This window comes from Pedobacter cryoconitis (assembly GCF_001590605.1).
Classification (GTDB): Bacteria; Bacteroidota; Bacteroidia; order Sphingobacteriales; family Sphingobacteriaceae; genus Pedobacter; species Pedobacter cryoconitis_A.
Map to the genome: position 1 here is coordinate 1,982,354 of NZ_CP014504.1, position 13,464 is coordinate 1,995,817.

Annotated in this window: 11 protein-coding genes; 2 read left to right on the forward strand and 9 right to left on the reverse strand. The window is 40.2% G+C overall.

Translation table 11 applies throughout. The features are described 5' to 3' along the window. Positions 1–22: 22 nt before the first annotated feature. From AY601_RS08470 to AY601_RS08480, 3 genes are read right to left on the reverse strand one after another with little or no spacing between them, the layout of a single operon-like run. Positions 23–1,405 (reverse strand): dihydrolipoamide acetyltransferase family protein, encoded by a 1,383-nt coding sequence (locus tag AY601_RS08470; RefSeq protein ID WP_068399204.1) that lies wholly within the window; start codon positions 1,403–1,405, stop codon positions 23–25. 58 nt (positions 1,406–1,463) lie between these two features. Further along, positions 1,464–2,711 carry a competence/damage-inducible protein A gene (locus AY601_RS08475; RefSeq protein ID WP_068399206.1) on the reverse strand — a complete coding sequence of 416 codons (1,248 nt, stop codon included), beginning with the start codon at positions 2,709–2,711 and terminating at the stop codon, positions 1,464–1,466. Between the two features lie 9 nt (positions 2,712–2,720). Beyond that, complete coding sequence (locus tag AY601_RS08480; RefSeq protein WP_084359165.1) at positions 2,721–5,480, reverse strand: putative LPS assembly protein LptD; 2,760 nt, start codon at positions 5,478–5,480, stop codon at positions 2,721–2,723. A 538-nt stretch (positions 5,481–6,018) separates the two neighbouring features. On the opposite strand from AY601_RS08480, the gene AY601_RS08485 reads away from it, so the two are divergent. After that, complete coding sequence (locus AY601_RS08485) at positions 6,019–6,861, forward strand: N-acetylmuramoyl-L-alanine amidase family protein (protein ID WP_068399208.1); 843 nt, start codon at positions 6,019–6,021, stop codon at positions 6,859–6,861. Positions 6,862–6,876: 15 nt separating this feature from the next. Then, positions 6,877–7,833 (forward strand): MlaD family protein, encoded by a 957-nt coding sequence (locus tag AY601_RS08490; protein ID WP_068399210.1) that lies wholly within the window; start codon positions 6,877–6,879, stop codon positions 7,831–7,833. A 200-nt stretch (positions 7,834–8,033) separates the two neighbouring features. Here the strand turns inward: AY601_RS08490 and AY601_RS08495 are convergent, their stop codons facing one another. The 6 genes from AY601_RS08495 to AY601_RS08520 form a co-directional block, all read right to left on the reverse strand. Further along, positions 8,034–8,771, reverse strand: coding sequence for an SDR family oxidoreductase (locus tag AY601_RS08495; protein WP_068399212.1), 738 nt, complete (start codon positions 8,769–8,771; stop codon positions 8,034–8,036). A gap of 59 nt (positions 8,772–8,830) precedes the next feature. Further along, on the reverse strand, positions 8,831–9,721 hold the full coding sequence (locus AY601_RS08500; RefSeq protein WP_068399215.1) for a helix-turn-helix domain-containing protein: 891 nt from the start codon (positions 9,719–9,721) through the stop codon (positions 8,831–8,833). 54 nt (positions 9,722–9,775) lie between these two features. After that, a complete protein-coding gene (locus tag AY601_RS08505) occupies positions 9,776–10,264 on the reverse strand; it encodes a DUF4112 domain-containing protein (protein WP_068399219.1) in 489 nt (162 codons plus the stop codon). 912 nt (positions 10,265–11,176) lie between these two features. Beyond that, on the reverse strand, positions 11,177–12,088 hold the full coding sequence (locus AY601_RS08510) for a ribonuclease Z (protein ID WP_068399221.1): 912 nt from the start codon (positions 12,086–12,088) through the stop codon (positions 11,177–11,179). Further along, the gene (locus AY601_RS08515; RefSeq protein ID WP_068399223.1) at positions 12,088–12,477 is read right to left on the reverse strand and encodes an STAS domain-containing protein; all 390 of its coding nucleotides are present in this window, start codon (positions 12,475–12,477) and stop codon (positions 12,088–12,090) included. The genes AY601_RS08510 and AY601_RS08515 overlap by 1 nt, the downstream gene beginning before the upstream one ends. Positions 12,478–12,513: 36 nt before the next feature. Continuing rightward, positions 12,514–13,458, reverse strand: a complete 945-nt coding sequence (locus AY601_RS08520) for a phosphoribosylaminoimidazolesuccinocarboxamide synthase (protein ID WP_068399225.1) — start codon at positions 13,456–13,458, stop codon at positions 12,514–12,516. Between the last annotated feature and the right edge of the window lie 6 nt (positions 13,459–13,464).

Sequence of the window (13,464 nt, forward strand, 5' to 3'; positions counted from 1 at the left end):
TAATTATATCCCTGCTCAGGGATTAAATTTCTCTGTTGATATCCCAGTTCTCCAGGTAATCTGCTACCCTGCGTACAAAAGTACCACCAAGCGCACCATTGACTACTCTGTGATCATAAGACAGCGAAAGGAACATAATATGGCGGATTGCAATTACATCACCGTATTCAGTCTCTAAAACAGCTGGTTTCTTTTTAATAGCCCCTACTGCAAGAATAGCTACCTGTGGCTGATTGATAATAGGTGTTCCCATTACGTTTCCGAATGAACCTACGTTAGTCAAAGTAAAAGTCCCCCCTTGCGTCTCATCAGGTTTCAGTTTAGAACCCCTTGCGCGGTTTGCCAGATCATTTACAGACTTAGTTAATCCAACAAGATTCAGCTGATCTGCATTTTTAATCACAGGAACGATTAAATTACCACTAGGTAAAGCAGCAGCCATACCAATATTTATATCTTTTTTCTTGATAATCTTAGTTCCATTCACAGAAACATTGATCATTGGAAAATCTTTAATTGCTTTAGTTACCGCTTCAATAAAGATTGGCGTAAAGGTGATCTTTTCGTTCTCCCTCTTTTCGAAGTTTTTCTTCACTTTATCTCTCCAAAGCACCATGTTCGTCACATCAGCCTCCACGAATGAAGTTACGTGCGCAGAAGTCTGCTTACTCATCACCATGTGGTCAGCAATGATTTTACCCATGCGGTCCATTTCAATGATCTCATCAGCACCACTTAAACTCACTACCGGCTGCGCACTAGCAGACTTTGCAGCCGCAACAGGCGCCGGTGCAGCAATAGTATTAACTGGCACATCTTTAACAGCAGCAACAGGCTGGCTTTGTTCAGCGCGGTTGGCTAATACAGCTCCGGTACTTTTACGGCCATTCTGAATATAATTTAACAGATCATCCTTAGTTAAACGGCCATCAGCACCACTACCAGCAATATCATCAAGTTCAGTTACACTAATCTGCTCCTGAGCAGCGATGCTCTTTACCAAAGGAGAATAAAAGCGATCCGAATCACTGCTATGCTGTGCAGAATTTACAGTTGAATCATTCAATTGTTCTGTTCCCGGAATATTTACCGCTGGCTCAGCTGCAGGAGCCTGTTCAGCCACTACTGGCTGCTCTTCCTTTTCAGCAGTTTTACTTTCAGCAGCATCCGTCTCGATTATTGCAATTACAGCACCAACCTGAACAACATCATCTTCTTTATATAATTGTTGGACCAATTTTCCAGCCACTGGTGACGGAACTTCTGAGTCCACTTTATCCGTTGCGATTTCTAACAGGGTATCATCCAAACTGATCATATCACCAGGTTGTTTTAACCACTTGATGACGGTTGCTTCTGCAACACTTTCTCCCATTTTAGGTAATAATAATTCGTATTGTGCCATTTAGTTTACAGTAAATTTGGTATTTCCTATCGGATGCAAAAGTAAGGCTTTTTTGCAGTTAATTGTTATCTTCTTTCAGCAGATTCAAAATCATTGTTAATGCAGCTATAGCCGAACGCTCAATATTCTGTGCTCTTTTACTTCCAAAAGTAAATAACTTAGCCACTACCCCATTCCTGTTTGCCACTGCTATCCAGACAGTTCCGACTGGTTTATCGACAGTTCCACCATCAGGTCCGGCGATGCCGCTTACCGCAACACTATAGTCCGTATTAAAATGAGTAATTGCACCAGAAGCCATTTCTTTTACAGTTTGCTCACTAACCGCACCATATTTTTCCAGCGTTTCCGCTTTTACACCCAAAACAGACTGCTTCAATTCATAAGAATAAACTACTGCACCACCAGCATAAACAGAAGAACAACCCGGATGCTGCGTAATTAATTGCGCAATAAAACCACCCGTACAGCTCTCCGCAGTAGAAAGCGTTAATCCCTTTTTATCCATGAGATCAAGAATTGCTTTCTCAATAGCAATATCATCCTCAGCAACAATATAAGGCTTGATTTTTTCAATAATCCGCTGCGCATACACCTCTACTTCTTCCTTCAATTGAGCCTCATTAGTACCAGAAGTACTTAATCTCAATCTTACCTGCCCAAGTTTTGGTAAATAAGCAAGTTTAATCGAAACAGGTAAACTATCTTCTATCTCCTCAATCTGCTGTGCCAGGAAAGACTCCCCTAAATTTGCCGTCAAAATTGTTTTGTGGTAAATGAAAGGCAATTCAAAAGCCTGCTTAAGTTTTGGCAAGATTTCTTCATCCATCAAATACATCATTTCAAAAGGTACACCCGGCATAGAAACAAAGATGGTCCCATCCCGCTCAAACCACATGCAAGGAGCAGTTCCATTTTTATTCGGGATCACCGTACAACCATCAGGGACATCAGCCTGCCTGATATTTGATTCAATCATCGGACGGTTAAAACGCCTGAAAATCTCTTCAACCTGTGCCAGTACCCCAGCATCACGGCGCATACCCATATTAAAGTATTTTGCCAATGTATATTTGGTAATATCGTCCTTAGTCGGGCCTAATCCACCGGTAATTAAAATGATCTTTGCTCTTTGCTCTGCCTGGCCCAGCGCCGCTATAATATGATCAGCATCATCAGAAACCGAGGTTATTTGTTTTACTTTAATGCCCGCAGCATTCAGTTGTTTGGCCATCCATGCAGAATTTGTATCCACAATCTGGCCGATTAAAATTTCATCGCCAATCGTAATAATCTCAGCTAACATAAAAATTCGTTAAAAACGTGTATAATAAGCTTGTTGCTTGCTCAGCTTTAAATCTTGTAAGATTGAAGCTTTTACCTTAATTGTCAAATTATAACTTCTGTAGGGACCAATAGGAATCCAGTTGATACTCATATCCCAGCAGTGTAAATCTCTGTATATCGCAAAAGACGTAGGTGACAAACCCGCACTTTTAAAATCATATCCAGAGGTAAACTGTACTTTCCACTTAGGGGTAACGTTAAAATCCCCGTTAAAGTTTAGTGTATTCGTTGCTGTCGGCAATAAACCAGTTGCTTGTCTGGAATAGTCAAAACGATAAGAGAAAGTAAAATTCCATGGAATTTTAAAATCGACAAAGGCATTAGGATCCTTGCTCACTTCTGCCAACTGTGCAGCCTGCTCCGGCGTCATCCCATTCTGCTGCACCTTTTTAGTCGTCTTATCCAGACTTTCATTACGTTTGCGGAAAGCCTCCGCATTTAAACTATAGCCAAATGAAACGCTAAACCTTGTTAACCTTGGAAGCGTATACCTGTCAACCAGTTTTTTAGTTTGATATACCCCATTAATCGTTGAATCCGCCACCGCATAAGGGTTAAACGATCCATCATAAGTGATTCCGAATTTATCTGTAAACTGTGAACGTCCACTAAAACTCAGCTCAGAAAGCTTAAAAGCTGGTGCAAGGAAGTTATAAGACCCATTAAACCCTAAACCCTGGATAATAGGGACCTTTCTCATTCCCGTACCCGTAGTATCTTTTTTTGACAATACCTTAGCCTCTAAAGTATTATCCAGTCCAAAGCTAATACTCGCATTTCTGCCTTCCCCTGGCCCACCATATAAGGTCCCCTCATGAATAGAATACCGTTTATTTCTACCATAAAAAGCATCATAAACCGGCGTACCATCCTGGTAAAGTAAAGTCTTGTAATTTCCTTTCGAAGGATCTGAAAAATCAGGGCGGTAACTAAAGTTCGCATTCGGTGTCATCACTAAACGCAAAGCCTTTAAATTACCCATTTTCTTAAATTGCAGCGTATTATAGATCTTGGTCGATAAACCCATATTAATACTATACTCACCAGAACGGTTAAAACCCTGAACCGTATCCCGGACAATCTGATCTGCCTGAAGAACACCATTGGACATAATTCCGCGGATTGCAGTTTGACGGACAGACTGGAACTGCCATTTCTCCAAATAAGTTCCACCTGCCGAAAAGTTAAAATACTTCAATGCCGTAAAGTTGATACTTACCGGAACCGTATGACTGAATCCATTCTTCAGCCTATCTAATGATTTTCTGGTAAAAAGCAAACTATCAGAAGTAGAAATAGAGTTTGAAGCTACCATCGAATAACCCACAGTAATCTTATTATACCATTTCTGCTCCCCTACACCCTTTTGCTTAAAAAGCGGAAAAGTCTGCACACCTAATGCAATATCCGGTAAAGTAACATCCACAGTTTTGGACTGTGTATTCTGGTTATGTCTTGCCGCAGCCGAGAAAGTAACCTTTCCATCAGCGAATGTCCTGCCATAACTTACACTGGAAGACAATGCATTTTCAGTAATCTGTCTGAAATCATAACTTGTCCCACCCGCAGTATTTAAATTGTAACCACTGGTTTTGATATTTACACTCGCCCCAAAGTTTGTTCCCGGATGCGCATTGGCATTCTGTGAATGCACCCACTGGATACTATAATCCTTTCTGGGTTCATATGCCGGTGTACCTTCCAAACCATAACGGTTACTGTTATAATCCACTTTGATACTTCCATTATACTTATAACGTTTCACATAATTTGAAGTTACCGACATCCCATAAGAACCCCGGGTATAAAGCGTACCCAGAATCTTCGCATCCCAGTAATCATTCAGGTTCAGATAATATCCACCATCCCTGAAAAAGAACCCCCTGGTATAATCATCACCCACATTGGGCATGATAATCCCTGAATTCCTTTTATTAGGTTTCGGAAAAAAAGCAAATGGCAAACCCAAAGGCAACGGTATATCCTCAATCTTAAGGTATACAGGGCCCGTAATAATTTGTTTATCCGTCACAATACCTTTCGTAATAAATATCCCAAAATGCGGATGCGGTAAATTACAGGTACTATAAGTCATTCCCTTCAGGTGAATTTCATTGTCAGGTTGTCTCTTACTCTGTCCACCAGAAAAGAATCCACCCTCCTGTTCAGTGAAAGTATTGAAGACCGTACCCTTCCCTGATTTAGTATTGTAGAAAAGTGAATCCGCAATAGAAGACCCTTGTTTCTCCATCTTAAAAATAGGTTTTCCCAAATATTTACCTTTGGAATCCTTTCTTCCGCTGGCAAAAACAGTATTGGTTTTAGAGTTATAAGTGATATAATCCGCATCAAGCTCAAAGGATTGATAAATAACCCGCGCCTTTCCATACAAATAGATGATACTATTGTCCTTACTGTATTTTGTTGAATCGACCGCAGAATATTCTATTTTAGAATCACCCTGTTTCACCACACCACCCTTAGCTCCTGCAGCACCACCAACCTTAACTTTGGAAGTGTCTTTTTTTGCTGTATCCTGCTGTAACCCAACTGGGATTTTAGCACCAGTAATCGAATTAGGTATAACTTTATTAATAGCTTTCTTGGTGGTGTCCTGCTGTTGCAATAGCTGGCGGGTAGAAGAACTTTCCAAGGCAAAAGCAGAGTGACCGGCCAATACCAGTAAAAAGATAGAATTCAGTAAGAGGATAGTTCGTAAAAATTTCAAATTCTTGTGTGAATGTAATAAGTGCAACTGTAGTTAAAGTCTGTCTAAATTTATAGATTAAAATTGTTTAATATCCATTTTTGAATGAAACAGCTCAACTGTTGCAAAGAAAGCTATTACCTTCCCGAAACATTTAACGCCATTACAGCCAAAAATTGTGCTTAAACAAATTAATAGCGCTGTTTAAAACAGCCTTTTAACCCAAAACGTCCAAAATTAGCGAAAAATATAGCATTGCCGGGGGCAAATGCCATTTTGCTTAAAAATATTTCCTAACACCTCTCTAAACACTACATTATCAACAAATTGAACAAGATAATTAATTAAAATCAACCCTATAAACCAATCGGGATATACCAGTAACACACCAGATCGCCAGGCCTGCTGCAAAGCAATTTGAAACAATAGGCACCATTTATGCGCTAAAAATTATATTATACTATCTTTGTGCGCAAATAAGCTACAATCAGGGGGTAATAATACCTGTTTAAGTTTATAAATTTAAAACAGATCTGAGGCTATTAAACAAAAAGATTAAATGATATTGAAAAGGAATATATTCTTATGCGCTATTTTTTTATTAATTGGTTCAAAAGCTGCCTTATCTCAGGGCTATAAAGTAAAGACCATTGTGATCGACGCTGGTCACGGCGGAGATAAACCAGGCGCTGCCGGAAGCTATTCCTTAGAAAAAAACGTAACCCTCCAGGTTGCCCTGAAACTAGGCCGGAAGTTTGAAGAAGATATGCCAGGCGTAAAAATCGTTTATACCCGAAAAACAGATGTTGACATATCCCTATACCGCAGACCAGAAATTGCGACAGCTGCAAAAGCTGATTTATTTATCTCTATTCATTGTAATTCGATGCCAGACCACAGGGTTGTGACCGGCTATACCACCAGAAAAGGGAAAAGAATACCAAAATACGGTTATGTAAAAAACAAAACTACCAGTGGTGCTGAAACATTTGTAGCTGGTAGTCACCGTTTAAACGAGCAAGACGGTGCACTCCGTGAAAATGCCGATATTAGTCTGGAGAAGGATTATAAAAAAAATTATAATGGTTATGATCCAAAGGATCCTGAAACATTTATTATACTATCTTTGTTTAAAAACATATACAGGGACAAAAGTTTGAAGTTAGCGCGGCTAATGCAGAACAATTACACCCACGACAACAAGAGATTTAACAGAGGTGTTAAAGAGCAAGGAATTTTAATCTTACAAAGATGCGGTATGCCTGCAGTGCTAACCGAGATTGGATTTATATCTAACCCAGCCGAAGAAGATTATATAAACTCTGCAAACGGACAAGCTGAAATTGTGAATGCAATCTTCAAAGCCGTAAAGACCTACAAACAAGAAACAGAAGTAAATTAAGTAAAAAGACTATAAGTGAAAATAACTAACGAAACCAAAGTAGGCATATTAGCAGCCTTTTCTATCGCCGCATTAATTATCGGATATAACTTTCTTAAGGGTAACTCATTATTTTCGAGCGAAACCTTATTATATGCCAAATACACTCACGTTGACGGTCTGGCCATATCAAAACCCGTATTAATAAACGGCTTTCAGATTGGTCGTGTAGATAAACTTGTCTTACAACCTGACGGAACTATTTTGGCTACCCTGAAAATAAAAGGTAAATACGACATTCCAAAATCGACCATAGCCAGATTGGAAAGTACAGACCTGTTGGGAAGTAAAGCAATTGTAATGGCATTAGGAACCGGTAAAGACTTCGCTCAGGACGGTGACACTTTAAACTCAAACGTAGAGAAAAACCTGATGGAGACTGTTCAGCCTGTCCAAAAGAAAGCAGAGCTGATTATCGGTAAAATGGATTCCATCCTGACCAGTGTCAACTCCATCCTCAACCCTGACTTCCAGAAAAACGTCAACAAGAGTTTCAACAGCATTGCTGGTACCCTTGCTTCCTTAGAAGGAACTTCTAAAAAAGTAGATGGATTAGTAGGAACTGAAAGTAAAAGGATCGCTGCTATTTTAGCAAATGCCGAATCAATTTCAGGAAACCTTAAAAACAACAACGAGAAAATTAACGCTATCCTGAGCAATATCAATAAAATCACTGATCAGGTTGCAGCAGCGAACTTCAAGCAGACTATTGACAACGCAAACAAAGCCGTTGCTGACCTTCAAGGCATCGTGAGTAAAGTAAATGATGGTAAAGGAACATTAGGCTTGCTGGTTAATGATACTAAGATGTATGACAACCTGAACAATGCCTCTAAAAACTTAGACGAACTGATTATCGATCTGAAAGCTAACCCTAAACGTTACGTACACTTCTCTGTATTCGGCGGTGGTGGTTCGAAAAAGGACAAATAAGAAATAAACACTAAATAAAAAGGGAAAGCGCTTTGCTGTCGACGTTCATAAAAAATGAACAATGTCAGCAAAGCGCTTTCCCTTTTTTAGTTTAATTCTCCCCCTATTTCCTGGGTAAGCTGATTGCTGGGAGCTTAAAGAAAACCTCGGTAATGAACTTAGATTAACAACTAGCTATCGCTATCAGTTAATCCTAAACTTTACCACGGACTCACACCCGTTTCCGGCGAATTATCATCACTAAAAAACTGGCCAGTTGGACCATCCTTCCCTAACGTTGCAGCTTTCACTACTCTTGCAGCAGCATCCTCTATAGTTCCCGGGCCACTATGATGATTAAAATCTGTCGCAGTATAACCAGGATCAACCGCATTAATCTTAAATGAAGTAAAGCGCTGATCATAAGCCAATACAATAGTATAAGCATTAAGCGCGGCCTTAGACGCTACATAACTCGTTGGTTTAACCGCATAATACTTCCATGCAGGATCATTATGCAAGGCCATTGAACCCAATCCCGAAGTTACATTAACAATTCTTGGCTCCTCAGACCCCTTCATTAAATCAACAAAAGCCTGTGTAACCTCTATTACCCCAAAAAAGTTAGTTTCAAACACCTCCCTAAACACCGTGATATCAGTTTCCAGTGGAGTCTGTGGCATAGCACCACCAATACCCGCATTATTAATCAATACATCCAATACCTTAATCTTATGCCCTAAAGCCTCACGCGCGGCCCCTACCGATGCAATATCATTCACATCAATCTCTATAGCCTCCACCTCACTTAAGCCCTCAGCACGCAGCTGGCTAACCGCCTGCTCACCCTTTTCAATATCCCGGCTACCCAGATATACATAATACCCCTGCCCTAACAATTGTCTTGCCGTTTCAAAGCCAATGCTTTTATTTGCACCCGTTATCAATACTGTTTTCATAATCTATTTTTATATCAACAAATCTACAAAGCCCATATCCTCCCAACATAGCACATCCATCAGTATTCATGGTACATTTTGCGGGTACTCGTACGATACTCAACCGGTGTAACCCCACACTCCCTTTTAAAAAAACGATTGAAATAAGACGCATCCGAAAAACCAAGATCAAAAGCAATCTCTTTCAGAGAACTGCCCGTATGAAAAAGCAAACGCCGCGCCTCCAGTGCTAACCGCTCATGTATATGTTTAATAGCCGGCTTACCACTCTGATTCTTGATCACCTCACTCAAATGCCCCGCAGAAATATTCAATAAAGAAGCATACTCACTCACCTCACGCAACTCCCGGAAGCGCTCATTAATCTCCGACTGAAAACTCTTTAACAACAACTGATCAACAGAAACACCACTATCCTTAAACTGCTCCACATACAAACGGCTCAAATAAGTAAGCAACACCGTCAAATAAGCAGCCAACATACTCTGCTGCCACTCACCAGGCATCCCATACTCCACATTAAGCTTAACTATCATATCCTCCACAAAAACAACATCACTCTCCGAAAGCAAAAGCTCATGCCCACTTTGCCGATTCTGAACCAGCGGTAACTTGCCTAAAGCCGCATTTCCCTGAACAGACAGAAACTCAGCCGTAAAAGCAACTCCCGTACTCCATAACTCATGTAAACCATCCTTTACAATAATCTGATTTGGTCTCGTAAAATAAATAGTATTATCCTTAAGCGGATAAGGAACCATATCTATCCATAAATTACTCCCACCCCGTCTCATAAACACCAATAAATAATGATCCTTACGATGCGGTATCAAAAAATCTTTATGCGCAGGTAAAGTCCCATTAAAATTATACATCCTAAAATGCCTGTTATTTCCTATTTCATCCGGCTCCAAAGCATAAACCGGCAACTGTTGATTATAGTTAAGCATATACGTTGACTAAAACTAATGATTTTTCCGAACACGCAGACCGCGTAATCAGCCCTAAAACTTACTAATTATCCAGGCCGTCAGTACCCATAAAATACTAACCAAAACAGCAAAGATCAAAAACAAAATAACCAATGCCGTTACGATTGTACCCTTTCCACTCCCCTGATGCTTACCCTGCTCATAATACTCCTCCATCAAACGCATATTCCGCGTATTCGACTTAAAGAAAAAATCCCAAACCTGTCCAACCCCAGGAATTGCCCCAATCGTCGTATCCAATAAAATATTGATACACATCAACACAACAATCTTACTCGTGAGTCCTTTACTCGCCATAGCCAATACCAACCCACCCGAAACAGCAAAACCAACGATATCACCAGCAAAAGGAATCAAATTCAGCAAAGGATCCAACCCAAACCTGTACTTAGTACCCGGAATCCTGAACTGTTCATCCATCAAAAAAGAAAGTCTGGAAACCCATCGCAAAACACGAACATCAGGAACCGAAGAATTTTTATAAGCAGAATCATATCCCATTATACCGTAACCAAATATCAGTCAGATTGTTTTCTCACACTTAACCTCTTTCGACTTTCTTCACTAAGCTTCCCCAGTATTACACACAGTGAGTTTCCCCAATTTCTCCAACAAACAAGTTTCCCCTATTTTCTCCACCAAACAAATTTCTCCAATTTTCCGCACCAAACAAGTTTCCCCTATTTTCTCCACCAAACAAATTTCTCCTATTTCTCTATCAACAAGTTTATCCAATTTTCTGCATCAAACGAGTTCTCCTATTTCTCCACCAACAAGTTTTTCCAGTTTACTGCATCAAACAAGTTTCGCCTATTTTCTCCAACAAACAAGTTTCCCCAATTTCTCCATCAACAAGTTTATCCAATTTTCTGCATCAAACGAGTTCTCCTATTTCTCCACCAACAAGTTTTTCCAGTTTACTGCATCAAACAAGTTTCTCCTATTTCTCCACCAAACAAGGTTCTTCTATTTCTCCACCAAACAAGGTTCTTCTATTTCTCCACCAACAAGGTTCTTCTATTTCTCCACCAACAAGGTTCTTCTATTTCTCCACCAACAAGGTTCTTCTATTTTCTCCACCAAACAAGATTCTCCTGTTTTCCACACCAAACAAGTTTCCCCTATTTTCTCCACCAAACAAGATTCTCCTGTTTTCTACATCAAACAAGTTCTCCAATGTTCTGCATCAAACAAGTTCTCCTGTTTTCTACATCAAACAAGTTCTCCTATTTTCTGCATCAAACAAGCGTCTCCTATCTTTTTTTCCTCCCAATCTGCATCATGCCCAAATTGAATGAACCTTTACTAATATTAGTGGTAAAAAAAAAGGAAGGCGTAGTAATGTCCTGACAATGATTCATTCTTCATGAATTCCGTCAGGACATGCTACCCTTCCTTTTTTTTCTAATTGAATTAAACGGTGAATGTAACCCCTTCCAAAGCCAACGCAGTATTTTCAAAAACACCCTGCGCCTCCTCCAACAACGGCAACAACGCCTTATACCTCGAAGAAAAATGACCAATAATCAACTTACCAGCACCAACCTCCTTCGCCACCAACCCCGCCTGTAAAGCCGTCGTATGATGCGTCACATTAGCCCTCTCCAGCAAATCGTCCATAAACGTCGCCTCATGATACAACATCGTGCACCCGCGGATACTCTCCAGATAACTCCCATCCGCCATCGTATCCGAACAATAACAATAACTCTTAGGCACATCCGAATCAATCGTATAATCCGCATTCAAAATCACCTCACCACCCGGCAAAGTCAAATCCAAACCCTTCTTCAACAACTGATAATAATCCGCAGGAATATTCGCAGCCTCCAGCTTATCCACTAAAACCTTACGTAACCTCTTTTTCTCCGTAAACTTGAACCCCGTACACGGGATCCTGTGATTCAGCACAATCGTTTCTACCGTCAAATCCTGATTCTGGAAAATTACCCTCGGCTCATCCGCAACAATCGGACAAAACTCAATCTCAAACCTTAAACTCGTCTCAGAATACCTGAACTGAATCTCCAGTATCTCCATCAAAGCAGCCGGCGCGAATATCTGGAAAGGCTTAATACGACCATTTAAATTCATCGTAGAAAGCAAACCAATCAAACCAAAATAATGATCACCATGAAGATGACTAATAAAAGCAACATCAATCTTGCTCGCCTTAAAACCAAACCTGATTAACTGCTGCTGAGTACCCTCACCACAATCAATCAAATAAAACTTATCCTTACAATTTAAAAGCTGTGCTGACGGATTTCTATTAAAAACAGGAGTAGCAGAACTACTTCCTAAAATGGTAACCTCAAACTTCATTAATTTTCCTGATCAAAGCTCCCTAGTAATTCCTTCTCTATCTCTTCCATGAAGAACAAATCTTCCGCCTCATCCAGGTTGCCCACGATGTTTAATGACTGGTCAATAGACGACATTTCCAATAACCTGGCAATACACTCCGCTACCCCTGTAACCAGGAATAACCCATTTGCCTTTTTACAAAGCCTGTTGCCGACCAAAAGACAGCTCAGATCCTGTGAATCATCACAATCACTCACCATCGATAAGTCCAGGACGATATTACAATACCCCTCAGCATTCAACAAAATGAATTCGGATTTCAATCCCGGCGTATTCTCAGCAGTCAGACTACTTTCATCCAACCTGATTGCCACATACTTTTCGTGTTTATCTACTGAAAATTTCATAATATCCCCCTTTTTTTAAGATAACAAATTAAGCAATTAATTTGATAACAGACTTCCTAAAACATTCTGCTCAATCCTGTTCAGAATATCATCCTGCTCATTCTTTACAAACTGATCACCAGTAATCTGCTCATACAACTCAATATAACGCTCAGAAATCGAAGCAATAATTTCAGGAGTCATCACCGGGATCTCCTGTCCATCCTTACCCTGGAAACCATTCTCAATTAACCACTTGCGCACAAACTCCTTAGAAAGCTGTTTCTGCGGTGTATTTTCCGCCTGGCGCTCCTCATAACCCTCCGCATAAAAATAACGCGAAGAATCAGGCGTATGAATCTCATCAATCAAATAAATCTCCTCACCAATTTTACCAAACTCATACTTCGTATCCACTAAGATCAAACCACGTTCAGCAGCCATCTCAGTTCCTCTTTTATACAAAGCATAAGTATAATTCTCCAGCTGATCATAATCAACAATGGAAACAACTCCCTTCGCTAAAATATCTGCTCTGGAAATATCCTCATCATGCCCAACAGACGCCTTAGTCGTTGGCGTAATAATAGGCTGGGGCAATTTATCATTCTCCTTTAAACCATCCGGCAACGCTACACCGCACACACTTCTTTTACCCGCACTATACTCTCTCCACGCATGACCAGCAAGATAGCCCCTGATCACCATTTCTACCTTAAAAGGCTCACAAATGCGACCAATCGTCACCATTTCATCCGGTACAGCAATCACCCAATTCTGAACGATATCCGCTGTTGCCTTTAAAAACTTAGCCCCAATCTGATTTAACACCTGACCCTTGAAAGGAATAGCCTCAGGTAAAACCACATCAAATGCAGAAATCCTGTCAGTCACTACCATGGCCATCAAACGATGATCAATAGTATATACATCACGCACCTTACCCTTGTAAAAACTACTCTGTTTAGGAAAATTAAAATTTGTTTCTTTAATTGCTTTCATGTTGTT

Bases quoted from the DNA above. Each gene is read 5' to 3' on its own strand.
- AY601_RS08470 (WP_068399204.1), bottom strand. From the start codon at position 1,405: ATGGCACAATACGAATTATTATTACCTAAAATGGGAGAAAGTGTTGCA.
- AY601_RS08475 (WP_068399206.1), bottom strand. From the start codon at position 2,711: ATGTTAGCTGAGATTATTACGATTGGCGATGAAATTTTAATCGGCCAG.
- AY601_RS08485 (WP_068399208.1), top strand. From the start codon at position 6,019: ATGATATTGAAAAGGAATATATTCTTATGCGCTATTTTTTTATTAATT.
- AY601_RS08495 (WP_068399212.1), bottom strand. From the start codon at position 8,771: ATGAAAACAGTATTGATAACGGGTGCAAATAAAAGCATTGGCTTTGAA.
- AY601_RS08500 (WP_068399215.1), bottom strand. From the start codon at position 9,721: ATGCTTAACTATAATCAACAGTTGCCGGTTTATGCTTTGGAGCCGGAT.
- AY601_RS08505 (WP_068399219.1), bottom strand. From the start codon at position 10,264: ATGGGATATGATTCTGCTTATAAAAATTCTTCGGTTCCTGATGTTCGT.
- AY601_RS08510 (WP_068399221.1), bottom strand. From the start codon at position 12,088: ATGAAGTTTGAGGTTACCATTTTAGGAAGTAGTTCTGCTACTCCTGTT.
- AY601_RS08515 (WP_068399223.1), bottom strand. From the start codon at position 12,477: ATGAAATTTTCAGTAGATAAACACGAAAAGTATGTGGCAATCAGGTTG.
- AY601_RS08520 (WP_068399225.1), bottom strand. From the start codon at position 13,458: ATGAAAGCAATTAAAGAAACAAATTTTAATTTTCCTAAACAGAGTAGT.